The organism is Hydrotalea lipotrueae (assembly GCF_019249625.1).
Taxonomy (GTDB): Bacteria; Bacteroidota; Bacteroidia; order Chitinophagales; family Chitinophagaceae; genus Hydrotalea; species Hydrotalea flava.
Map to the genome: position 1 here is coordinate 93807 of NZ_JAESDL010000005.1, position 24241 is coordinate 118047.

Genomic DNA, 24241 nt, shown 5'->3' on the forward strand with positions numbered 1-24241 from the left:
TTATGGCACACAAAAAAGGTGAAGGCAGTGTAAAAAATGGTCGCGACTCGAACAGTAAGCGCTTAGGGGTAAAAATATTTGGTGGCCAGCCTGCTATCGCAGGAAACATCATCGTACGTCAACGCGGTACCAGTTACCATCCTGGAAAAAATGTTGGTGTTGGAAAAGACTTTACCATCTTTGCATTAACAGATGGAATTGTTGCATTTAAAAAGTCTAGAAATAACAAAACCATCATTTCAGTTTTGCCTGTAGAAGCTACTGCATAAAAAAAAATTTTGCAATACCAGAATAGTTGTTAATTTTAGGTTATTAACTAACCATTAAATTTCAACTTATGGCAAAAGCTGTAAAAAAAGCTGCTCCTAAAAAAGCTGCTGCAAAAAAAGCCGCTCCTAAAAAAGCTGCTGCAAAAAAAGCCGCTCCTAAAAAAGCAGTTGCAAAAAAAGCCGCTCCTAAAAAGGCCGCTGCAAAAAAAGCCGCTCCTAAAAAGGCCGCTGCAAAAAAGAAGTAATCTTCTTGTAAAAGAAGTAACAACTAACAAGTCCCGATTTATCGGGACTTTTTTTATTACATTTATCACTCATTTTTAACTACTCAGCTCATGTTAGACAACTATGCCATAGCAGATAATTTTACCTTGCTCTCTAAATTAATTGACATACATGGAGAAAACAGTTTCAAATCAAAATCGTATGCCAATGCAGCTTTTGTAATAGAAAAATTGCCCGAACAACTCTCTCAATTACCTGCCAATAAAATATTCAATATTAAAGGTATTGGTGAAGCCATTGGGAATAAAATTCAGGAACAATTAACAACCGGATCATTACAAATTCTAGAGGAATATATTCAAAAAACACCGCCCGGCATTATTAAAATGCTGCAAATAAAAGGATTGGGACCAAAAAAAATTAACAGTATCTGGAAAAATTTAGAAATAGAAACTATTGGTGAATTGTTGTATGCATGCAACGAAAACAGACTAACCTTATTAAAAGGCTTTGGCGCAAAAACGCAGGAAAGTATTAAAGAAAACATCAATTATTATTTAAATAATCTGGGTAATTTTTTGTATCAACAAGTTGAAACTTATATTCAGGCTTATCATCAAAAATTAACCAAAGTATTTCCAGAAGATTCATTTGTATTAACCGGCGCTTTCAAACGGCAATTAGAAACCATTGATGCCGCAGAATGGGTTACTACAACAAAACCCGATGCCTTAAAAAATTTTTTTGTAACAAACCAATATACCATTGAGGTTGACACACCCGATAAATTAGTGTTTAAAGGAACCGAAAATATAAAATTAATTTTTTATTTAACTTCTAAGCAAAAACTCACCTACCATTATTTTATTACCAGTTGCAGTAATGAATTTTTAGTGGAATGGGAAAAACAATTTGTATGGAAAGATGACAAATACTATGAAAATGAAAATAAAATATTTGAAGCAGCCGGTATTGCAGTAATACCAGTTTATCAAAGAGAACTTCCGGAAATTATCCAACAATATAAAACCACAAAAATTGCAACACCTATACAGATCAATGACATAAAAGGTATTATACACAGCCATAGCAATTGGAGTGATGGGCAACATACCATTGAGCAGATAGCCATTGCTGCCAAAGAAAAAGGGTATGAATATTTGGTAATTAGCGACCACTCAAAATCTGCATTTTATGCCAATGGATTACAGGAAGAACGTGTTCGGGCACAACACGCAGCCATTGATGTTTTAAATCAATCATTAGCACCATTTAAAATTTTTAAAAGTATTGAAAGCGATATCCTGAATGATGGATCATTGGATTATTCAGATGACATTCTGCAACTTTTTGATATTGTAATTGCATCCATTCATTCTAATTTAAAAATGACGGAAGAAAAAGCAATGAGCCGTTTATTGAAGGCCATTGAAAACCCATACACCAGTATTTTAGGGCATTTAACGGGCAGGTTATTATTAAGCAGAAAAGGGTATCCGATAAATCATACTGCCATTATAGATGCCTGTGCGAAGCACCAGGTAGCCATTGAATTAAATGCTCACCCCAGACGGTTGGATATTGACTGGAGGTACATAGATGCAGCGTTGCAAAAAAACGTTTTGATATCAATTGATCCTGATGCGCATGCTATTGAAGGTTTTGATGATTGTAGATATGGGGTATTGGTTGCACAAAAAGCCGGATTAACTCATACACAGAATCTAAGTAGTTTTTCTTTAGCACAGTTTGAAAGCTTTATTGCACAACAACACAAAAAAAGAAATGGCTAATCTGTTGCTGCATGAATAGGAATTTGAACATAAAACGTAGTACCAATGCCTTGTTTGGTTACAAACCAAATTTTACCATTTGCTTTTTCTACAATACCACGGCAAATAGCCAAACCTAAACCTGTACCAGATGATTTTGTAGTAAAATTTGGGGAAAATATTTTCCCGATGAATTCATCAGGAATTCCGGAACCATTATCGGTTACAGAAATTAAAATATGGTTGGCAACATTTGCCTGATACACGTGCACCGTTGGGGTGGAGACACCTTCTACTGCTTCAAATGCGTTTTTGATAAGGTTAGTAAACAATCGTTGTATTTGCGTTTTATCGGCATACAACCCATAATTACCCATTTCTTTTTTCCATGAAATTTTTACATAATTGTCTGCACTATGTAATTGCACCAAACTGCGCAACACATCTGAAACATCAAATTTTTCTAATTGTACATTACCAATATTTGCAAATTGTGAGAAATCGCCGGCAATTTTAGATAACTGATCAATTTGTTCAATCAAAGTTTGCGTAACCCGATTGGTTAAACTATTCAGTTGCTCCGGATCGTGTTGTTTATCGCTAATGGCATTTTGCAAAAACTGAATACTTAGTTTCATGGGAGTTAAAGGATTTTTGATTTCATGTGCAACCTGCCTTGCCATTTCACGCCATGCTCCCTCCCGTTCACTCTTAGCCAATGCATCGGCACTTTCCTCTAACTGGTGCACCATTCTGTTATATTCCTGAATTAAAACGCCTAATTCATCCTGCTTTTTCCAGGTTATCTCTTCATTCTTTTTCCCAAGCGATATAGCCTTCATTTTATCAGCAATCAATGAAAAAGATGCAGTTATTCTATTCGTAATTAAAAATGCAATGGCTCCGGCTACTAAAAATATAAATGCATTCAAATTAATCAGTGTAGCTAAAAAACCAGAGATTTCCTGCTTCAATTCAGCTTGTGAATTTAAGTATGGTATATTTAAATAAGCATAGGTATTACCCTGTTCATCAATAATGGGAGTATACACACTTAAAAAATTGAGGGTGCCAATATGCTCATCTTGTTCAAATCGAGATTTTTTTAGATGATGCAATTCATAATAAGCAAGTGGATTCATTTTGCTGTTTAATAAATGCTTGTTGTATATGTAAGGTTGTGTAGATGCTTTTAAATTTCCTGCAGCATCATAATAATTTATATCTACATTATGCATTTCTGCAATGTCAATAATCTTTTTTTCACGCACACCACCGGTAGTAAAATCATTCACTCCCACACCATCATCAAACACCATTTCAGCATTTATTTTATTTTGAATTTCAGTACCGATGAGCTGTACCGATTTAAACAGTTTATCCTCTTTATTTTTATTAAAACGGTTTATAAAAAATGAAATGGTGGCAGCACCTATTACAATGAATGAAAACAGGCTAATAGAAATAATGGTAAGGTTGATTTGAGAACGAATATCGAAAACAAATGATGTTTTAATTTCCTTCCAGCTAAACCTTTTTAACAACAGAAACTGAACGGTATTTAATAAAAATATTAATAATAAAAATGAACAAAACAGGTAGGCAAATAGTGTGAGTGATTCTAATATCCATTCGTTTTTCCGAACAATGAGTACCTGCCTGCCATTTTCGGCATTATACCATAATTCATTATAACCATTTTTATTGATTACATTAAACTGCGCCAAACTACTCATTTGTTTATTGACCTGTATAGGAAAACTGTAATCATTATAACTACTCACTATTTTTCCATTGTTGTACACTGCATAGGCATAATTCCCATTTAATTCATTAGAAAAATAATTTATTTGTGTAAACAATTCCGGATATAATGCTTCACTGGCAAATTTTTTGGGAATCACAATTACGAAGAAATAACCAAGCACATTATTTTCAGATGATTTAATATCTTTTTCAAAAAGATAGCCTAACCGATTGCCATTTGTAGTGTAAGTATACAAACCCGGAATAGAAGTAGATTTTGCCCTGCGCAATACAATGGTGCGGATGGTTGCATAATTGGTTGAATCATCATTATACAATGGTTGGAATAAACTATCGAAAGTATAGATGTGTGTTTCATATTTATTTAAATAGCCAGAGAAATTACTACTGATAAGACTATCTTTTAAATACTTATTGGTAAAATCAGAATCTAACCGATCAAAATTTTGTAATAAAAACCGGTCATCAAAATTGGTCATGGCAATATTCAACAAATTTTCTCCGGATGGATCGGCCTGCGATGCTAATTTTTCTGCAATACGTTTTCTTTGCTCTATTTCAACCAGTTTATTTTGATACATGACCATAGCTGCAACAGATGCAGCAAAAAACATTACCCAAAAAATAAAGAATGTAGTGTGATACAATGGTCTGTCAATATCATGTTGCCGGTAGTAGAAAATAATAAAAAAAACCAATAACCAGGCTAATACTGCAATATTGGTAATGGTAGATGATCCCCCAATTTTTATACTTGCATATAATAAACCCTCTACTGCTATAATAAACAATTGAATATTCAGTGGAATTTTTCTGGAATACACCCTTCCTAATAATAATTGAGCAACAGAAAAAAATGAAAGCGTAAGTAAACATAAAATGGCAAAACTAACTACGGTATATATATCCAGACTAAAGAAGTTTGCTACATCAAATGAAATTTTAGAATCAAGTACCAGACTTTTAATAATACCTGCAAACAGAAAGCAAATGGCACCCAGAATAATGATTTGCACATATGCAACTATGGTCATAACAGTTTCAGAAAAATGAAGTTTTAACTGTAGGTGCAAATTGTTCTTGTAAAAATTAATCAGCCAGAATAATATCACTACATTAATTAATAAATCGCCTAATGAGGGATGGATGGCATTGGATGCATAGATAGCCGGATCAAAAAGCGGCAGTTGAGAAAAATCAAAAGGAAAAGGAAAATAGTAACTGAGTATACGCAGTGTGATAACAGATACCGATAAAATAACAAAACCCTGTAAAGCCTTTTCATGCCCGGCCAATTCAATAGCAATGGCATTTAAAAAAAATAATAGTAGTATAATACTCAGGGTTCTTAGAATGATGGTGGTGGTATTATAGGGAGAAAACGTTTTGCCTGATTGAAGCTGAATGCCGCAAAGTGCTGTTCCATTTAAACCGTAAATGGGATATCCATCCTGCACACTAGTGATTTCATATAATTTTCCCAAACCTTGAAAACCATCAAAATCAGGTTGTAAATATTTGTTCTGTATAAAATAGGCATGGTATATTGGAATTAAACCAACCACCATTATTTTTTTGCCTCCTAAAAAAATGTATTTCTTAATTAATTCAAAATAACCGTTTTGATAGTTTACAAAATGAATGGTATTTGGATGATACAAATCTGCATCATCTACATAGTATTGGTTGGTATTCCAATAGCTTAAAATAGCATGGTTTAAATCATTAAACGTGTAGATAAAAAAACCAAAATTTTGGTTCAGTGGTTTAGATTCAGAGGGCAATAAAACACTATCACTCAATAATCCACTTAATAATACTTTATCAGAAGATAATTGTATAAATGAATTTTCCCTATGCGATAAATATTGTTGAATTTTTGTTTGAACTTTTACCGGAGAAGTATAATAGGTAAAATAATTAGATAATATAAATGAAAAGGTAAACAACCATGCAGCTATAATCATCAAATAGCCATGCCGGTATGCTGCATGTTTAATTATCTTAATCAAGATGGTTCATTTTTAATTTGCGCTTTAACCTGATTCCACAGCACATCCATTTCAGCCAGACTTAAATCAGCAAGATTTTGCCCTTGTTCAGTTGCAATTTTTTCCATACCCTTAAATCTTCGTATAAATTTTTTATTGGTTTTTTCCAGTGCTGTTTCCGGATCAACGTTCAAAAATCGTGCAAAATTTACCAGACTAAATAATACATCTCCAAATTCTTCTTCAATATGCTTTGCATCATTTAAAGCTACAGCCTCTAGCAATTCATTGGTTTCGTCTGTTACCTTATCCCAAACCTCCTCTTTCTGCTGCCAATCAAACCCTACCTGCTTTACTTTTTCCTGTATTCGGGTAGCTTTTATTAATGCGGGCATAGCTGCCGGAATACCAGAAAGTACACTTGTTTTACCTTCCTGTAATTTAATTTGTTCCCAATTTTTTTTCACATCTTCAGCATTTTTGGCAACAATATTGCCATAAACATGCGGATGGCGATGTATTAGTTTTTCACAAATCTTTTCAATTACATCCTGCATACTAAATGCATTTATTTCACTTGCAATTTTTGAATAAAAAACAATATGCAACAGAAGATCGCCCAATTCTTCTTTGATAGACTCCCAATCGCCGGTATCTATTGCATCTGCCAATTCATAGGTTTCTTCAATGGTCATTGGTTTTAAAGATTGAAGTGTTTGTTTTTTATCCCATGGACATTTTTCTCGCAGTTCATCCATGATGGTTACCAATCTTTGTAAATCAACATTATCTGCCATAAATTTGTTTTTATTATCAAGCATACCGCACTAAAAAACTATATCAAACAAGTACACAGGAGCATGTTTACGGTTCATTAAAAGTACACAACAAATTGGTTATAAGCGTGCATAGTTTTGCATTTTTTTGAGTTTGTATAATATAGATATACATTTGATATAAAAACATTCATGCATTACTTCAGTTTGATTATACTATTCATGAGCTGCCAGTGGGCACATGCACAATATTATTATAACGATATTATAGCTGCCAAACAAAGTATCCAAAACTATATACACATCAAAAACCAAAAAATTAAAAGTATAGATGTACAAAGCTTTGATGAAAATAATGAGCCGGCCAAAGGGTTTGCTTTACAACAATTATTTACAAATAATTGGACTAAAATGATACTCAGTACACAAAATGCTACCGGAGAAAAATCTACGCTTATCACCTATTATAAAAACAATTTGGTGAACAATACGATTGAACGTACCAACCACATTGAAACAACTACCAACTATACTTATGATGCAAAAAATAATATAACCGAAATTCTATCTGTTACAAAAGACAGTATCTATCATTACCAAAATACAGAAAAACATATCTGGCATTATTTATCTGGTGGTGCACCGGCAGATATGATTAAAATTAAAAATAATTTAGATACTACTTTTGTTCATTTTACGTATGATGAGCATGGCAATGTAGCAGAGGAAAAATGGATTAGAATGGGAAGATTAATAGAAACATATTATTACTATTATAACGATATGCACTTGCTGACAGATATTGTTCGTTTTAACAGAAATGCCAGAAAATTATTACCGGATTATTTGTTTGAATACAATTCAATGCGACAGTTAAGCAGTATGACACAGATTTCTCCAAACAATAATAGTTATTTGGTATGGAATTACAGTTACAATAGTGCAGGTTTAAAAGAAGAGGATATTTGCAGAAACAAAGAAAACCAATTGGTAGCGCGATTTAAATACGTGTATCACCAATAAATTTTAGAAGCATTGCAGCAATAAAAAAAGTCGGGATAGAAATTATCACCGACTTTCTTGTGCCCCAGGCGGGACTTGAACCCGCACGGCCGTTGCTGACCACAGGATTTTAAGTCCTGCGTGTCTACCAGTTCCACCACCAGGGCTTCCAAAAAAAATTCCATCCAAAAAACGATGGAATATTTTTCAGAGCGGAAGACCGGGCTCGAACCGGCCACCCCAACCTTGGCAAGGTTGTGCTCTACCAAATGAGCTACTTCCGCTTTTTATTTTTGTAAGAACTAATTTATTGGGAGTGCAAATTTAGGTATCTAATGTTCCCAACAAAATTTTTTTGTAAAAATTATTTGTATTCGGGTGTATATTTTGTGCTACCCTGAATTTCTACATCCGGTTTACCCTTGTAACGTTTTTGGTACAATTTATAACAACCTCCTAAAAAGAAGGCTACAATACAAAATACCTGCAGGTAAAATAAAAATCTGGAAGTACTTACCCAGTTGCGGGTAACATCTTTCTTGGCGTTTTCATTCATTTCTTGTAACATAGTGTTTCAATTGCTGTGCAAAAATAAGGTACCTGATTAAATTATGAGCGCTTCTTTTCAACAATTTCTGCAAAGGTTTTTTTGTGTTTAAAAAAATAATGCCATACTATACTGCCCGAATATACACCTTGCAATGACTTCAATGGTTTTTTTAATTGATTTTGTGCTTTTATGTTATGTAAATGCCTAAGTACATACCAATGAGCCTGAGCAACAGCAGTAAAAAATGCAGTATTGCCATTCAGCAAACTTTTCCATGCAGATAATGCATCTAAAAAAAAGCGGAGTGTTAATTTCCAGTATTTTTCTTTTGGTGGTAAATGCATTACCAACATCATTAAATTATTGCGAAAGTTTAAATAAATTTTTCTCCCACCCTTTTGCAAAGTACCTGCCCCAACATGATATACTACACTTTCCGGGCATGCAAAAATTTTATACCCTGCCAGTTGTATGCGCCAACATAATTCAATTTCTTCCTGATGTGCAAAAAACGAGTCGGTAAAACCATTAAAAGCATGAAACACTTTGCTTTTAATAAACAATGCAGCACCACTTGCCCAGAATATAGGTGTAACGGTGTTGTATTGACCGGCATCGATTTCCATATTATCAAAAACCCTACCCCTTGCAAATGGATATCCTAAAGCATCCATCCATCCACCACAAGCACCTGCATATTCAAATTGTTCTGGTGCATAATAAGATAACAGTTTGGGCTGGCAGGCTGCAATCGTATCATCTGCTTCCATTAATGCAATAACCGGTTCAATCCATTGCGGTGTAACCGATACATCTGAGTTTAATAAAATATAATATGCAGCATCAATTTGGCGTAAAGCCCAGTTGTAACCTCCCGCAAAACCATCGTTTTGTTGATTCATCAAAATTTCAACCTGCGGAAAATTTGCTTGTACAATTGAGATAGAATGATCTGTAGAAGCATTATCGGCAACAATAATCCTTTTGTTGGGATAGGTAGAAGCCAATACAGAAGGCAGGAACTGCTGCAAATAATGTGCACCATTATAATTGAGAATTACTACTGCTACTGTTGGAAAATTTTCCAAACCATTCATTTTACGAAAATAAGACGAGTTTTATAACATCCTAAACATTTTCTGCAAAAGTACCTGTAACAATAGCAATGCGCAGTTCCTGCCATTTTTCATGCATACAGTTCATTTTACAATTTATACAATTGTTCCCTTAGATCGTGAATACGTGCATCTTCCATATAATCATCAAATGTGGTAAGGCGGTCAATAATACCATTGGGTGTTAACTCAATTACTCTGTTAGCAACAGTTTGCATAAAAGTGTGGTCGTGCGATGTAATGAATACAATTCCCGAAAAATTCTGACAACCTTCATTAAAGCTCTGAATACTTTCCAAATCAAGATGATTGGTAGGCTGATCTAAAATGATGAGATTCGGATTTTGCAACATCATTCTACTAATCATACACCTCACTTTTTCACCACCACTTAAAACATTCGTTTTCTTCATAATATCATCCCCGCTGAATAGCATTTTTCCTAAAAATCCTCTTAAAAAAGGCTCATCCGCATCGGTAACATGCGGCGGTACAAATTGGCGCAACCAATCCATTAATGTAAGCCCGTCTTCAAAAAATTCACTATTTTCTAATGGAAGATAAGCTTTGGTTATGGTGGTACCCCACTCATATTTGCCTGTTTCCGGTTTTAAATGGTCATTAATAATCTCAAAGAAACGGGTTACAGCCATTGGATTTCTGCTAAAAAAAGCAATTTTATCTCCTTTGTTTACCGTAAAATTCACTTTTGAAAAAAGCAGGTTGCCATCAATTTTCGCAGAAAGGTTTTCAACATTTAATATTTGATTACCCACCTCGCGTAAGGGCTGAAAAATAATGCCGGGATATTTACGGTTGGAAGGTTCAATTTCTTCAATAGTTAATTTTTCTAATGCTTTTTTTCGTGCAGTAGCCTGTTTACTTTTACTGGCATTGGCCGAAAAGCGGGCAATAAAATCAAGTAAGGCAGCACGTTTTTCTTCCACTTTTTTATTCTTATCACTCATCTGGCGAAGCATTAACTGAGAGGATTCGTACCAGAAAGTGTAATTACCGGTAAATACTTTAATTTTAGCGCGGTCAACATCAGCTACATGGGTACAAACTGCATCTAAAAAGTGCCGGTCGTGACTAACAACCAAAACAATATTTTCATAATCAGCTAAAAAATTTTCCAACCAGCCAATTGTTTCAATATCTAACCCGTTGGTAGGCTCATCTAATAACAAAATATCCGGGTTACCAAATAGTGCCTGTGCCAGTAAAACCCGTAATTTATAAGTACCTGGAATATCTTTCATTAAACTTTGGTGTATATTTTCACTAACACCAAGGCTACTTAAAAGGCTTCCTGCATTGCTTTCGGCCTCATAACCACCCATTTCACCAAATTCGGCTTCCAATTCACCGGCCTTCATGCCATCTTCTTCCGTAAAATCCTCTTTTGCATAAAGGGCATCCCGTTCATGCATCACATCCCACAAACGTTTGTACCCCATTAACACGGTTTCAAGAACCGTATAATCATCAAAAGCAAATTGATTCTGATTTAAAACAGCCATCCGCTCACCCGGAGTAATATCAACGGTTCCCTTATTCGGTTCTATTTCACCACTTAAAATTTTAAGAAAAGTTGATTTTCCTGCGCCATTTGCGCCAATTACACCATAACAATTTCCTTTAACAAAATTTACATTTACTTCATCAAATAAAACACGCTTACCATAAGCCAGTGTAATGTTTCTAACACTAATCATTCTTTTTAGGGTTTTACAGGCTGCAAAACTAAGGGTTAAGCCGTTAATTCGTTAATTTAGGTTGTTTGACGCGTTATTACCGGAAAAACAACGCTATGCAGGCAAATTACAAATATGCTTATTTTGCCTATTTTTAATACGTATTTGCTTTATGATTCAATACTGGCTAAACTGGAAATCACTCATTGCCCTTATTGCCCTTTTTATTATTAGTGGCACTATTTTCTATTCCAATTACTTAGCCAATAAAATTAAACAGGAAGAGCAAATTAAAATTGAGCAATGGGCCGAAGCGGTTAAAAGCAATGCTTCTAACCTTATAACGGACACCAATTTAAGTAGCCGGATATTAGCCGAAAACAGTCAGGATATTCCCATTATTGTTGTTACAGAAAAAGGCGTTTTATTGGATAGTAGAAATTTAGATTCCATTCAACTCAAAAATCCGGCTTATTTGCACAAAAAAATCAATACATTTAAAGCATTGCATACACCTATTGAATGGAAAAACCCGTTAGATTCCACACAAAAAAATATTGTTTATTATGGCGAATCGCATTTATTGAACGAGGTAAGATATTACCCCATTGTACAATTGATGATTGTGGGATTGTTCCTTATATTTTTAATTGTAGCGCAAAGAACGGCCTATCAGAACAACCAAAATCAGTTATGGATTGGCATGGCCAAAGAAACTGCACACCAATTGGGTACGCCGGTAAGCAGTTTGCAAGGCTGGATTGAAATGCTGAAAGAAATACCCGGCACAGATAAAATAGTGAACGAAATTGATAAAGATGCGAACAGGCTGCTTTTAATTACAGACCGCTTTGGAAAAATTGGCAGCATACCGGCATTAGAACCGACCGATTTAGTGTTGAAAATTGAGCAGATGGTTGATTATATCAAAAAACGCTCTGGCAAACAAATACAATTTGAAATGATTATATCTGAAGCGCCTGCAATCACCCATATATCGCCTGCTTTATTTGATTGGGCAATTGAAAACCTGCTAAAAAATGCATTAGATGCTATGGAAGGAAAAGGAAAAATTACCATTCAATTAAAAACAGCACATGAACAGGTTTTGATTGACGTGAGTGATACCGGAAAAGGTATTAGCAGAAAAAATTTGCCTGCTGTTTTTAAGCCTGGATTTACTACCAAAAAAAGAGGATGGGGACTTGGTTTAACCCTAACCAAACGAATTATTGAACAATACCATCAGGGCAAAATTTTTGTTTTAAACAGTCAGCCGGGTAAAGGCACCACTTTTCGTATTGTTTTGCCCAAACACACCGGTACCTGTATCATCTGATGCTTATTTGGCTGAAAAGCTTTATAATTTATTATTTGTTTCTATTCTGAATATACCACAAGTACCGGTATAAATTTCAGAAATTGCAGGGGTTAATTTCTATTGAATTAAACCATTGGTGTGGTTGTAAAATAACGTTTTTCAATCCATAAATACAATCGGGAAATAATAAAACCATTGGCTACGGCTATGAATATGGGAACTACCACATCGCTGGGATAGTGTACACCTAAATATATCCGGCTGTACGATACCAATGCAGCCCATAAAAACAGGATGAGTGTAAGTTTGGGCATTTGTTTTTTTATTGAAAAGAAAAAATAAAAAGCCAGTGAAAATGTATTGGCTGCATGTGAGGAAACAAAACCATACATACCACCTCTGTAATTATTTACATAATGCAACAAATTTTCTAATCCCGGTTCATGGCTGGGCCTGAAACGGTGAAATATGGGTTTGAAAACAGAAGATGCCATTTGATCGCTGATAGTGAGCAATACTGCCACTAGTAATACAAAAGGTATGGCCTTTTTCTTCAATTTTGAAATGATGAGTAACAATAGCAATACATAAAATGGTAACCAGGAGTATTGCCCGCTACACCAGTACATAAACCCATCAAAAAAAGCATTATGGTGTCCATTTACAAATAACAATATTTTTCGGTCTAATTGTTCCAAATATTCTAACATAACTAATATTTAAATTGCGCTTTGTAACGAGGTACCGCATATTTTAAAACAAGCGGAGCAGCAGCACCAATTATAATGCCACCTAAAACATCGGTAGGATAATGTACACCCAGTGCCATTCTGGAATAACCCACCAACATTGCCCAAATTAAAACAGGAATGGTGTATTGCCATTTATGATACACCACAATAATACTGACACAAATTACAAAAGCATCGGTTGTATGGCCTGAGGGAAAAGATGGGCTTCCTCCGGCCGTTAACTTTTCAATAAAAGGATACACTTTAAAAGGCCTGGTTCGGTTAATGGAAAATTTTAAAATAGTGGAAACAATTTCAGCCAGCAACATTGCAAACAAAATAAACCACGCTCTGAATTGAATGAATTTATTTTTTTGCCAATAGCCAACAATCAGCATAATAACAGGAACTGCTATTGCAAATACATAAGCAGTGTTCGTAATAAAATGTATGATAGGATCAAGCCATACAATACGATGGTGGTTGAGCCAGTTTAATAATTCAATATCCATATAAAAAATTGCCGGATGTGTAAAGTTGCACCTTAATAAAAGCCGGAAAAATACTTATTTAATTTTCAATTCACTGCACAAATCCTGTTAAAAAACGATTGAATTGATTGCTTTTGAGGATTCAGTCAAGGTTATTTTAACACTATGGCAGAAAGTGCCGGTAAATGTACTTTTATACGATACCATTCTTCATCTATATACACTTTTTCGCCTACAATACTTGTATTTTGTATATCGCCGGTGCCATAAAATGCTTTATTATCACTATTAAAAATTTCTTTCCATGCTTGTTTGCCATATACATGTACTTCCCAGTTATGATGCACCACCGGCGTCATATTGAGTAGAATCAGCAAATCATCAGCAGCCTTTTTTCCTTTTCGTTTAAAAGCCATGATACATTCTGACCTGTGATTTAAATCAACCCACTCAAACCCTTCAGATGAAAATTGTAATTCATACAAGGCAGGTTCTGTTTTGTATAATTGATTGAGCTGCTGTACACATTTTTGCAAACCCAGATGAGGCGCATATTGTAACAATTCCCATTGCAATTCACTTTTATAGTTCCATTCATTGGTTACGCCAAATTCATTGCCCATAAATAATAATTTCGCACCGGGATGGGTAAACATGTATACATAGAGTACTCTTAGGTTGGCAAATTTTTGCCATTCATCGCCCGGCATTTTATAAATCATGGGGCTTTTGCCATGCACCACTTCATCGTGACTAAGAGGAAGCATAAAATTTTCGTCATAAAAATACATCATGCTGAATGTAAATTTATCCTGTAGTGCAGATCTAAAAATAGGATCAACTTTAAAATAGTCTAAAGTATCGTGCATCCATCCCATCATCCATTTCATTCCAAATCCCAAACCCCCTTCAAAGGTTGGTTTGCTGATTTTTGGCCAGTCTGTTGCCTCTTCGGCAATGGTTTGAATATCCGGAAAATCACGATACAATGTTTCATTTAAATCTTTTACAAAGGCAATGGCTTCTATATTACCATTTCCTCCAAATTCATTGGGTTCCCATTGACCTTCGTTTCTACTGTAATCCAATCGAAGAATGGAACTTACCGCATCAACACGTAAGCCATCTGCATGAAATGCATCACACCAAAATCTGGCATTACTAATCAAAAAACTTTTTACTTCACCACGTTTGTAATTAAAGATATAGGAGCTCCAATCGGGATGATAACCTTTGCGCATGTCTGCATACTCATAGGTATGTGTTCCATCAAACAAAAACAGACCATGTGCATCATAAGGAAAATGAGAAGGTACCCAATCTAAAAAAACACCAATACCTGCCTGATGCAATGCGTCAATTAAATGGGCAAACTCCTGCGGGTTGCCAAAGCGTGAAGTAGGTGCAAAATAACCGGTACCCTGATACCCCCAGCTTCCATCAAATGGATGTTCCATAACAGGCATAAACTCAACATGTGTAAACCCCATTTCTTTTAAATACGGCACCAAACGTTCTGCAATTTGATCATAAGAATTGTATATTTCTTCATTGTTTTTATCGGGACGCATCCAACTGGCCAAATGCATTTCATATACAGATATGGGTGCAGTTAAACTGTTTTTTTCTTTTCTGCTTTTCATCCATTCGGCATCCCCCCAGTTATAATCGGTTTGCCAGGCAATAGATGCTGTAAATGGCCTTTTTTCCCAATAATGCGCAAACGGATCTCCTTTATCTAATGCTAAACTCTGGTAACCAATGATGTGGTATTTATAGGCTTCGCCCGCTTCCACATGTGGTATAAACCCCTCCCAAATACCGGAATGATCTAACCGTACCATTAAAGGATGCGCTGTTTTATCCCACTGATTAAAATATCCAATTACACTAACATACGTTGCATTAGGTGCCCAAACAGCAAAATAAGTACCCTTTGTACCGGATACTTCAATTTGTTTATTGCCGAATAAATGATATAAACAATAATGTGTTCCCTGTTGAAAATTGACAATATCATCTTCTGTAAAAAGTGAATAATTCCACACTGAACGCTGTGTATCAACGAATTGAACCGTTTCATAGGGTGGCATTAATCCGGCTTTTAAAGCAACAACACCAACCAAATTTTGGTTATTGCCTCCATTTTTAATATTTTTTTTTGTAGAATTAGACATATTACTTATTTTGTCGAATATTAAAAATAACTAACCTTTGTTTAACCTGCGTATTCCGGACTACAATTTATGCTTTTAAAATGAATTGAAGTTATTAACATGAACAGTGCTTATGAGAAAATTTTTGCCAATATCCATTTTGCTATTTGTTTCATTGCATTCGGCTGCACAAACCATCCGTATTAAAGGAACTATTTCCGATACTACTGCACATATCACATTATCCAATGCAGTTGTTGCAGTTTTAAGAGCCAATGATTCTGTTTTACTGCATTTTACCCGTACACATAAAAATGGAAGCTTTGAAATGAATGCAATACCTGCCGTAAAAAGTATTGTAATGGTGTCGTATCCGAATTATGCTGATTTTATTGATACACTGTTTATAAAACCGGGACAAATCCTTATTGATTTAGGCAATATTTATTTAGAAACAAAAGCCCATTTACTGCAGGAAGTGATTGTGCAACAACGGGTTGCTGCCATAAAAATAAAAGGTGATACTACCGAATTTAAGGCGGATAGTTTTCATACCGGCCCCAACGCGAATGTACAAGATCTTTTAAAACGATTACCCGGCATTCAGGTAAATGCCAAGGGTGAAATAACGGCACAAGGTGAACGGGTTAGAAAAGTATTGGTGGATGGGGAAGAGTTTTTTAGTGATGACCCTGCAGTTGTAACACAAAATTTAAGAGCAGATTATGTAGACAAAGTGCAGGTTTACGATAAAAAAAGTGAACAAGCCGTTTTTTCGGGTATTGATGATGGAGAAAAAACCAAAACCATTAATTTAACTTTAAAAGAAGATAAAAAGAAAGGCTATTTTGGAAAAGTAGAAGCCGCAAGCGATGCCACGCAATATCATTATGAAAAAGCCATGGTGAACTCCTTTCAAAAGAAACGAAAATTTGCAGCTTATGTTACCAATGATAACACACGTTACGAATCATTAAACTGGAACGAAAAAAGTAATTATGGTAATGACTTAAACAGAACTACCGATGTGCAGGATGATGGCAGTATTTGGATTAGCCAAATGAGTGATGAGTTTAGCAACGGCTCCGGCTTGCCTAATTCAACCTCTGCAGGTGCTACTTATGGAAATAAATGGAATGAAGACAAACAAAACATTAATGGCACTTATCAGTTCAATCATTTAAATATCATTGGTCAAACCAATTCCATTACACAGTATATTTTACCTGATACTACTTTTATTAATAAAGTGCAACAAAATGCCGACAACACCCGGCAAAGGCATCGGATGAATGCTGTGTATGAATGGCAGATAGATTCAACCAGTTCATTAAAAGTTACATTAACGGGTTCGCAGATTAAAAAGAACGACAATAACCTGTACACCGGCCAGTCAATTAGCCAGGAAGGACAAATTATCAATCAAACCGATAGAACCACTACATTAGATGGTACTGAAAATAATTTTTTAAGTAATTTTTTCTGGCGAAAAAAATTTAAAAAAGCTGGACGTACCATCTCTTTTAATGGAAATCTCAATTTTTCAGGCAGAAATAATACCGGCTTTTTAATAGCACAAAACAGCTTTTATGACAAAACCGGTTTTTTATCAACGGCACAAAATATTGATCAGTATAAAACCAACAATGAAAATCTTTCCGGGGTAGATGGTAAATTGGTGTACACAGAACCATTATGGAAAAAAACATTTTTAGAACTCAATTATCGTTTTGGCTTTTCAGGTAATGATGCGCAAAGAAACACCTTTGCAAAAGATAGTATTAATGGGAAATATGATATTGGTGTTGATTCGCTGACCAATCATTTTAAATACAACATCAATAGCCAGTCTGGCGGCGCCACTTTCCGGTACAATGCAAAGAAATTTAATTTTTTTGCAGGTTCCGGTATAGGTATAACTACATTCAATTTAAATGATATATTGCAAAATACCCATCGTACTATTCAGTTCACCAATTTTTTGCCCACAGCGGCCATCAACTTTACTCCTAAAGCACAAAGAAAAATAAGTTTAACCTATACGGGTTCTATCCGAAACCCTACCCTGATTCAAATTCAGCCATTCGTTGACAATACCGATCCTTTAAATATTAATATTGGCAACCCCAATTTAAAACAGGAATTCAATCATCGCTTTCAATTATCAGTATCAGATTTTAAAGTTTTAAAAAGCAGAAATATTTACATTAGTGGAAATTTTAATTTAACAAACAATGCCATCAGCTCATCAAGTGTGGTAGATAGTTCAGGCCGAAGAGTGAATCAGGCGGTAAATGTAAACGGAAACTATAGTGGCAATATTTTTATGTTCTATAGTTTTGAAATAGTACCTACATGGATTGCCGGATTCAGCAGTACACCGGGCATAAATCGGTATATCAATTTTATTAACGGTGAAAAAAATATTAACGACAACCGAAATATAAATATTGGGGTTTATTTTGGCAGATGGAGCGCTAAGAAAGTAAATTTTTATGTAAATGCCGATTTTACCAGGAACTATTCCCGTTCATCCATCAGCCCTAACATTATTACCCGTTACTGGACATACACACCATACATTAACTTCACTGCCAAACTACCGGCTAAGTTATATTTTGAAGCAAACAGTAATATCACCATCTATCAAAAAACAAGTGTGTTTACCGGCAATGCAGATGTGTATCTGGTAAACGCATCCCTCAAAAAAACATTTACCAAAAATGATAACTGGGAGCTAAAATTTTCTGTGAATGATTTGCTGAATCAAAATAAAGGTATCAACAGAAATATCAGCAGTAACTTTATTGCGCAGACCACGCAACAAACTATTCAACGATATTTTTTGCTGAGTCTTGCTTATAATTTTAATAAAAATGGTAAACCCGCTCAGTAAAAAAATAGGTTGCATCAACTGTATTGAATCAACAATAAAAATAACCAGACGAAAATATTTATGAAAAACATCCTTTCTTTTTTTATACTCCTGCTATTGGCAATACAGGTATCTGCACAAGTCAATTTTATATATGCAGGAAAAGTATATTATGAAAAACGGGTAAACCAATACCAGCTATTAGATATGGATAATGATAATGAATGGGCACAGCTGATGAAAAAAAATATGCCTAAAATAGTGGTGAACGATTATGTACTAAACTTTAATAAAAATTATAGCCTATTCCAACTCATAAAAGAAAATGATGATACCAAATATATTTTTGGCATGAAGCCCTCTGAGAATGATAAGATATGGAAAGATTTATCCAAAAACAGAATAGATATGCAGCGCGATGTTTTTGAACAGACCTATTTTTTACAAGATACGCTACGACAATTAGAATGGCGTATTACCGGCGAAACCAGAGATATTGCCGGATTTGAATGTAAAAAAGCGGTTACTAAAATTTGCGATTCAGTATATGTTGTTGCATTTTATACCGATCAAATTCCGGTGAGCAGTGGCCCGGAAAGTTTTAGCGGATTACCAGGTTTAATTTTAGGCTTAGCCATACCACGATTGTATACTACCTGGTTTGCCACTAAATTAGAATTAACTGAACCTGCTGGCAGTATTGCTGAACCTAAATTAAAAGGTAAAATAACCAATTGGCTGAACCTGCAAAAGGATCTGAATAAAGGGATGAGTGACTGGGGAAAATCAGGCCCTAAATATGTTTGGAATGCATTATTATAAAATTGCCCGCAAGCAATTTTTGCTTCCGGGCAATGATTGGAAAAAAATCATGAATTATTTTTTCAATTCAATAACCATCAAAGTTTTTGGCATTACTTCAAAATTACTTTCAACAGTACTACCATTTGTTACATCAATCCCTTTTGTAAAACCCGCCGTGCGTTCCGCATAATTACTGAATTTTATTTTTTGAGATTTTTCATTGGTATTCATTACACACATAATGGTTTGGTTGGGTGTATATCTGAAGTACACATATAACCCATCTTTCGGCACATATTGCATTAACTTACCTGATGTTATTGCAGGTGATGTTTTCCTGAAATTTGCCAGCGTTCTGGTATATTGCTGTACCTCTAATTCCTCTTTTGAAAGTCCTTCTCCGGTAAATGCATTCTTCTTATCTCCTTTCCATCCACCCGGGAAATCTAAACGCACCCATCCATCCGGATTGGTAAATCCTTTCATGAGTACTTCAGTACCATAATACATTTCCGGTATTCCCCGGCAGGTTAACAACCAGGCAATACCCATTTTTTGTTTGGCAACATCTTCTTTCACTACTGAAAAAAAACGGGACAAATCATGATTGTCTAAAAAAATCACATTCCGCATGGGGTTTGTATATAAAAAATCTTTTGCCAGTGTGCTGTACAATCGGTTTACACCTTCCGTCCAGCCAAAAGGCTGATTCACTGCGGGTAAAATACCATCAAATAACATTTGAAAATCGGTTGCACCCTGTAAATTACTTTTAAAAGGTATTTGAATTTTATTATCAACAAAATAGGCCTGACTGGATACCCCATGCACCCATGTTTCGCCAAACATGGTAATTTTTGGAAATTCTTTTTCCAAAGCTGCATTACAACGGTTCATGAAATTTAAATCATTATAAATGTAAGTGTCAATCCGCCAGCCATCAACGCCAAATTTTTCAACACTCCAAATGGCATGTTGAATTAAGAAATTGGCTACATAAGGATTGTTTTGATTTAAATCGGGCATTTTTTCTGTAAACCATCCATCGCTGGTAATTTTTTTATCGATAGCAGCTGCATAAGGATCGTATAATGGTTGATCTTTATACGATGTTTGGGTAAATTTTGGCCATTGATGAAACCAGTCTTTAGTTGGTGGATCTAAGAAAAAGATGTTTTTACTGCCTACATGGTTGTACACTGCATCCTGAATTAATTTCATACCTCGTTTGTGTAGTTCATCACTCAGTTTAAGGTACATTTTTTCTCCACCTAATCTGGGTTCTATTTTATAATGATTGGTAAAAGCATAACCATGCTCGGTTCTGTTAGGTTCATCATTTTCAATAACCGGTGTAAGCCATAATGCAGTTACTCCTATATTTTTTAAATAATCCAAATGGTTGATGATTCCCTGAAAGTCGCCACCATGCCTTAAATAAATAGAATCGCGATTCAATGATTGGTCGCGCATGCCCGGAATTCGGTCATTGGTGGTATCGCCATTACTAAAACGGTCTGGTATAGCCAGATAAATAAAATCGGCGGCATTTACACCTTGCGCAAACTGTGTACCGTTACCCTTTCTTCTGGCATACAATGGCCATTGAAGCGTTTGTTTTGAATTGCCCGCCCAAAAAACGATAGGTACCATACCGGGTTTAGCTGCTTCGGTAATATTAATATCAACTGCTACATATGTTTTATTATCTAATGGATGTACTTTCAACAATTGTACACCCGGATAATTGATTTGAATTTGACCGGTTGCAATGGCATCGGGCGTAGCACTTTTAATGAGCAATTGAATTTGATGCTGCTGCATGCCTACCCACCAGTTGGATGGATAAACAGCTGCATCCTGTGCGCAGACTACTGAAGGAACAAATAGAACGAAGAGAACGAAATACCATAAATTGTTTTTGAGCATAACAGTATAATTTTAAAATCAATCAGGAATTTGTTGTTTTAATGACAGTTTTTGCGAAGATGCCGGCCAATATCATAGAAACACCTGCCAGTCCAATTACATGGATGGGTTTTTCTCCCAACGCTGTAAGTGCAATACCACCCAATAAGCCGGCAGCAATTTGCGGCACAGTAATGGTAACATTAAAAATTCCCATGTAAACACCGGTTTGTCTGGCAGGTAATGAAGCAGATAAAATTGCATAAGGCAAAGCCAAAATAGCAGCCCATGCAATGCCTACACCCAACATAGGCAGTAAAAGCCAATACTTATCGGTTATAAACATCATAGATATTAAACCAATTCCACCGGCCATTAATGAAAGCATGTAAGTATTTTTTCTGCCAAAGCGGTTCGCCAATGGAGTGAGTATCAGCGAGTATAAAGCAGCAAATACACTGTAGGCTGCAAAAATTACACCTGTCCAGTTTCCGGCTTCATTGTATTCCTTCGATTCCGGATTAGTGGTTTGCCAGATATGTTGTGCAATACCCTGTGTAGTGTACACCCACATTAAAAAAAGCGAAAACCAGGAAAAGAATTGCGTTACAGCCAATTGCAGCATGGTAGCCGGAATGTTTTTAATTAAGGTTAGAAAACTAACTTTTTCTTTATTTTCATTTTCATCAATATTGTTGTATTGGGCATATTCTGCAGGAGGATATTCTTTTGTACGAAGCGATGTCCATAAAACACTTAACAACAATGCACCGCCACCAAAATAAAACGACCAGATAACGGTAGGGGCCACTTTCTGTCCGGGGCCCGGCTCATTGGCAACGCCTAATGTAGTTAAAATAAAAGGAAGCAACGATCCAAGAACAGCACCTGCATTAATTAAAAAGCTTTGGATAGCATAACCCTCGTTACGTTGGCTTTCAGAAACCATATCACTCACCAATGCACGAAAAGGCTGCATGGTTACATTAAAAGAAGTATCCATTAACAATAGCATGGTAGCCCCAAAAAAGAGCGGCGGCAACAATTCGGCAAAATGCTCAGAATTGGGCATAAAAAACATCGCCATTGCCGAAACAATAGCCCCACCTAAAATAAATGGAATTCTTCGGCCCAAACGAGTCCAGGTTTTATCGCTGGATAAGCCCACTATCGGCTGTACAAAAAAACCGGCTAAAGGTGCGGCTAACCAAAACAAACTTAAATGGTGCGGATCGGCACCAATAGCAGAAAGTATGCGGCTGGTATTGGCATTTTGCAAAGAATATCCAATTTGTACACCTAAAAATCCGAAACTGATATTCCATATTTGCCAAAAACGCAATCGGGGTTTGCTTGAGGAGACAGAATTGGAAGTAGCAGGGGTCTGGGCACTTGGCATGACAATCGTTTAAATTAATATGTATTTTTTACACAAATATAAAAATAGCAAAAAAACATCTTGTTAAAAAGATGTTTTTCAAACATACAATTATATTACAAAACCATCGGGTAAAATGGCGCCTTTTTTTACAACCACAATACCATCTTTAATGGTATATAAAGGATGATCCGTATTATCTAAGTGGCTACCCCCATTTATGCGTACATCATTACCAATACGGCAGTTTTTATCAATAATGGCATTTTTAATATAGCATCTTTCTCCAATACCAATTTTCGGAATGCCTTTACTAACATTTTCTGCCATCACTTCTAAGGTTTCATAATAATCATTACCCATTATGTACGCATTTACAATAGTTGAACCATGCCCAATTCTAGCCCGAATACCTACCACACATTTTTCCATTCTACTGGCTAAAATGATGGAGCCATCTGAAATAATGGTTTTTTCTAAAGTGGTACCACTGATTTTTGCAGGTGGCAACATCCGGGCACGGGTATAAATAATTCTGCTATTGTCGAACAAATTAAACAATGGAATTTCTTCTGTAAGCGCCAAATTAGCTTCAAAAAAGGAATAAATATTTCCAATATCTGTCCAATATCCATCATACTGAAAACTCAAAACATTATATTTTGCAATAGATTGTGGCATAATTTCTTTTCCAAAATCAGTGGCTTCAGGATATACTTCTTTCAACAAATTGTATAACACCTGCTTATTAAAAATATAAATACCCATTGAGGCTAGATAAACACGCCCCTGTTGTTGCATCTCTGCCCCTGTATCACTAATCCATTCACCCAATAATGCCGGTTTCGGCTTTTCTATAAATGAAGTAATACAGTTTGTTTCATCGGTTTTCATGATTCCAAACTCTGATGCTTCTCGTGCAGGAACCGGAATGGTAGCAATAGTAATATCAGCTTCTTTGGCTTTATGCGCTGCAATCATGGCATCAAAATCCATTTGGTATAATTGATCACCACTTAAAATTAATATGTAATCAAATTCTAAATTATCAATATGGCGTAGCGATTGGCGTACCGCATCGGCTGTACCCTGAAACCATCCCGGATTATCGGGTGTTTGTTCTGCAGCCAGTATATCTACAAACCCTGTACTGAAAGCACTAAAATGGTAGGTGTTTTTGATATGTTTATTCAACGATGCTGAATTAAATTGTGTTAATACAAACATGCGGTTGATATTGGAATTAATACAATTACTAATAGGTATATCTACCAACCGATATTTTCCTGCAATAGGTACCGCAGGTTTTGAGCGGGATGCAGTGAGTGGATATAACCGGGTACCTGCACCGCCTCCTAAAATAACGGCTACTACAGACTGACTAAGCGTTGACATAAAATTCAATATTTAAGG

General features: G+C 35.5%; 18 protein-coding genes and 2 tRNA genes. 7 read left to right on the forward strand and 13 right to left on the reverse strand.

Going from position 1 to position 24241, the window contains the following annotated elements:
* Nucleotides 1–2: 2 nt before the first annotated feature.
* The 3 genes from rpmA (at nt 3) to JK139_RS05040 (ending at nt 2287) form a co-directional block, all read left to right on the forward strand.
* The gene (gene rpmA / locus JK139_RS05030) at nt 3–269 is read left to right on the forward strand and encodes a 50S ribosomal protein L27 (protein ID WP_074419483.1); all 267 of its coding nucleotides are present in this window, start codon (nt 3–5) and stop codon (nt 267–269) included.
* A gap of 68 nt (nt 270–337) precedes the next feature.
* Nucleotides 338–514, forward strand: a complete 177-nt coding sequence (locus tag JK139_RS05035; protein ID WP_218330691.1) for a hypothetical protein — start codon at nt 338–340, stop codon at nt 512–514.
* A 90-nt stretch (nt 515–604) separates the two neighbouring features.
* Nucleotides 605–2287, forward strand: a complete 1683-nt coding sequence (locus JK139_RS05040; protein WP_218330692.1) for a DNA polymerase/3'-5' exonuclease PolX — start codon at nt 605–607, stop codon at nt 2285–2287.
* On the opposite strand, the gene JK139_RS05045 is transcribed toward JK139_RS05040, so the two are convergent.
* Both JK139_RS05045 and mazG read right to left on the reverse strand, forming a co-directional pair.
* Nucleotides 2284–6045 carry a sensor histidine kinase gene (locus JK139_RS05045; RefSeq protein WP_074419481.1) on the reverse strand — a complete coding sequence of 1254 codons (3762 nt, stop codon included), beginning with the start codon at nt 6043–6045 and terminating at the stop codon, nt 2284–2286. The two genes, JK139_RS05040 and JK139_RS05045, sit on opposite strands and share 4 nt — an antisense overlap.
* Entirely contained in the window at nt 6042–6821 is a 780-nt protein-coding gene (gene mazG / locus JK139_RS05050) for a nucleoside triphosphate pyrophosphohydrolase (RefSeq protein ID WP_074418416.1), read from the reverse strand. Before mazG ends, JK139_RS05045 begins: the two co-directional genes overlap by 4 nt.
* A 171-nt stretch (nt 6822–6992) precedes the next feature.
* Between mazG and JK139_RS05055 the strand changes: the two genes are divergently transcribed.
* Nucleotides 6993–7823: a hypothetical protein gene (locus JK139_RS05055; protein ID WP_141676805.1), complete on the forward strand. Its 831-nt coding sequence runs from the start codon at nt 6993–6995 to the stop codon at nt 7821–7823.
* Between the two features lie 60 nt (nt 7824–7883).
* Here the strand turns inward: JK139_RS05055 and JK139_RS05060 are convergent.
* The 5 genes from JK139_RS05060 to JK139_RS05080 all read right to left on the reverse strand — a co-directional run bounded on the left by JK139_RS05060 (nt 7884) and on the right by JK139_RS05080 (nt 11185).
* Nucleotides 7884–7969 (reverse strand) — tRNA-Leu (locus tag JK139_RS05060).
* Between the two features lie 44 nt (nt 7970–8013).
* Nucleotides 8014–8086: transfer RNA gene (locus JK139_RS05065), tRNA-Gly, on the reverse strand.
* 80 nt (nt 8087–8166) lie between these two features.
* On the reverse strand, nt 8167–8370 hold the full coding sequence (locus tag JK139_RS05070) for a hypothetical protein (protein WP_074418409.1): 204 nt from the start codon (nt 8368–8370) through the stop codon (nt 8167–8169).
* Between the two features lie 41 nt (nt 8371–8411).
* Complete coding sequence (locus tag JK139_RS05075; RefSeq protein WP_228733125.1) at nt 8412–9440, reverse strand: glycosyltransferase; 1029 nt, start codon at nt 9438–9440, stop codon at nt 8412–8414.
* Nucleotides 9441–9556: 116 nt separating this feature from the next.
* Nucleotides 9557–11185 (reverse strand): ABC-F family ATP-binding cassette domain-containing protein, encoded by a 1629-nt coding sequence (locus JK139_RS05080; protein ID WP_074418411.1) that lies wholly within the window; start codon nt 11183–11185, stop codon nt 9557–9559.
* Between the two features lie 151 nt (nt 11186–11336).
* Here JK139_RS05080 and JK139_RS05085 point away from each other — a divergent pair, with 151 nt between their 5' ends.
* Nucleotides 11337–12503, forward strand: coding sequence for a sensor histidine kinase (locus JK139_RS05085; protein ID WP_074418412.1), 1167 nt, complete (start codon nt 11337–11339; stop codon nt 12501–12503).
* 107 nt (nt 12504–12610) lie between these two features.
* Here the strand turns inward: JK139_RS05085 and JK139_RS05090 are convergent, their stop codons facing one another.
* The 3 genes from JK139_RS05090 to glgB all read right to left on the reverse strand — a co-directional run bounded on the left by JK139_RS05090 (nt 12611) and on the right by glgB (nt 15884).
* Nucleotides 12611–13195: a phosphatase PAP2 family protein gene (locus tag JK139_RS05090; protein ID WP_074418413.1), complete on the reverse strand. Its 585-nt coding sequence runs from the start codon at nt 13193–13195 to the stop codon at nt 12611–12613.
* A 2-nt stretch (nt 13196–13197) separates the two neighbouring features.
* The gene (locus tag JK139_RS05095; RefSeq protein ID WP_074418414.1) at nt 13198–13728 is read right to left on the reverse strand and encodes a phosphatase PAP2 family protein; all 531 of its coding nucleotides are present in this window, start codon (nt 13726–13728) and stop codon (nt 13198–13200) included.
* Nucleotides 13729–13859: 131 nt separating this feature from the next.
* A complete protein-coding gene (gene glgB / locus JK139_RS05100; RefSeq protein WP_228733126.1) occupies nt 13860–15884 on the reverse strand; it encodes a 1,4-alpha-glucan branching protein GlgB in 2025 nt (674 codons plus the stop codon).
* A gap of 112 nt (nt 15885–15996) precedes the next feature.
* Here glgB and JK139_RS05105 point away from each other — a divergent pair, with 112 nt between their 5' ends.
* Both JK139_RS05105 and JK139_RS05110 read left to right on the forward strand, forming a co-directional pair.
* Complete coding sequence (locus tag JK139_RS05105) at nt 15997–18759, forward strand: outer membrane beta-barrel family protein (protein ID WP_218330693.1); 2763 nt, start codon at nt 15997–15999, stop codon at nt 18757–18759.
* Nucleotides 18760–18819: 60 nt separating this feature from the next.
* A complete protein-coding gene (locus JK139_RS05110; protein ID WP_218330694.1) occupies nt 18820–19560 on the forward strand; it encodes a GLPGLI family protein in 741 nt (246 codons plus the stop codon).
* 54 nt (nt 19561–19614) lie between these two features.
* On the opposite strand, the gene JK139_RS05115 is transcribed toward JK139_RS05110, so the two are convergent.
* From JK139_RS05115 to JK139_RS05125, 3 genes are all read right to left on the reverse strand, one after another.
* Nucleotides 19615–21471, reverse strand: coding sequence for a glycoside hydrolase family 13 protein (locus JK139_RS05115; RefSeq protein ID WP_218330695.1), 1857 nt, complete (start codon nt 21469–21471; stop codon nt 19615–19617).
* A gap of 22 nt (nt 21472–21493) precedes the next feature.
* Entirely contained in the window at nt 21494–22849 is a 1356-nt protein-coding gene (locus JK139_RS05120; RefSeq protein ID WP_218330696.1) for an SLC45 family MFS transporter, read from the reverse strand.
* A 90-nt stretch (nt 22850–22939) separates the two neighbouring features.
* Complete coding sequence (locus JK139_RS05125) at nt 22940–24223, reverse strand: glucose-1-phosphate adenylyltransferase (RefSeq protein ID WP_074420454.1); 1284 nt, start codon at nt 24221–24223, stop codon at nt 22940–22942.
* Nucleotides 24224–24241: the final 18 nt, after the last annotated feature.

What these genes read in the sequence shown, in the direction of transcription:
- rpmA (WP_074419483.1), top strand. Translation starts at nt 3, where the DNA reads ATGGCACACAAAAAAGGTGAAGGCAGTGTAAAAAATGGTCGCGACTCG.
- JK139_RS05035 (WP_218330691.1), top strand. Translation starts at nt 338, where the DNA reads ATGGCAAAAGCTGTAAAAAAAGCTGCTCCTAAAAAAGCTGCTGCAAAA.
- JK139_RS05040 (WP_218330692.1), top strand. Translation starts at nt 605, where the DNA reads ATGTTAGACAACTATGCCATAGCAGATAATTTTACCTTGCTCTCTAAA.
- mazG (WP_074418416.1), bottom strand. Translation starts at nt 6,821, where the DNA reads ATGGCAGATAATGTTGATTTACAAAGATTGGTAACCATCATGGATGAA.
- JK139_RS05055 (WP_141676805.1), top strand. Translation starts at nt 6,993, where the DNA reads ATGCATTACTTCAGTTTGATTATACTATTCATGAGCTGCCAGTGGGCA.
- JK139_RS05070 (WP_074418409.1), bottom strand. Translation starts at nt 8,370, where the DNA reads ATGTTACAAGAAATGAATGAAAACGCCAAGAAAGATGTTACCCGCAAC.
- JK139_RS05080 (WP_074418411.1), bottom strand. Translation starts at nt 11,185, where the DNA reads ATGATTAGTGTTAGAAACATTACACTGGCTTATGGTAAGCGTGTTTTA.
- JK139_RS05085 (WP_074418412.1), top strand. Translation starts at nt 11,337, where the DNA reads ATGATTCAATACTGGCTAAACTGGAAATCACTCATTGCCCTTATTGCC.
- JK139_RS05090 (WP_074418413.1), bottom strand. Translation starts at nt 13,195, where the DNA reads ATGTTAGAATATTTGGAACAATTAGACCGAAAAATATTGTTATTTGTA.
- JK139_RS05095 (WP_074418414.1), bottom strand. Translation starts at nt 13,728, where the DNA reads ATGGATATTGAATTATTAAACTGGCTCAACCACCATCGTATTGTATGG.
- glgB (WP_228733126.1), bottom strand. Translation starts at nt 15,884, where the DNA reads ATGTCTAATTCTACAAAAAAAAATATTAAAAATGGAGGCAATAACCAA.
- JK139_RS05105 (WP_218330693.1), top strand. Translation starts at nt 15,997, where the DNA reads ATGAGAAAATTTTTGCCAATATCCATTTTGCTATTTGTTTCATTGCAT.
- JK139_RS05110 (WP_218330694.1), top strand. Translation starts at nt 18,820, where the DNA reads ATGAAAAACATCCTTTCTTTTTTTATACTCCTGCTATTGGCAATACAG.
- JK139_RS05115 (WP_218330695.1), bottom strand. Translation starts at nt 21,471, where the DNA reads ATGCTCAAAAACAATTTATGGTATTTCGTTCTCTTCGTTCTATTTGTT.
- JK139_RS05120 (WP_218330696.1), bottom strand. Translation starts at nt 22,849, where the DNA reads ATGCCAAGTGCCCAGACCCCTGCTACTTCCAATTCTGTCTCCTCAAGC.
- JK139_RS05125 (WP_074420454.1), bottom strand. Translation starts at nt 24,223, where the DNA reads ATGTCAACGCTTAGTCAGTCTGTAGTAGCCGTTATTTTAGGAGGCGGT.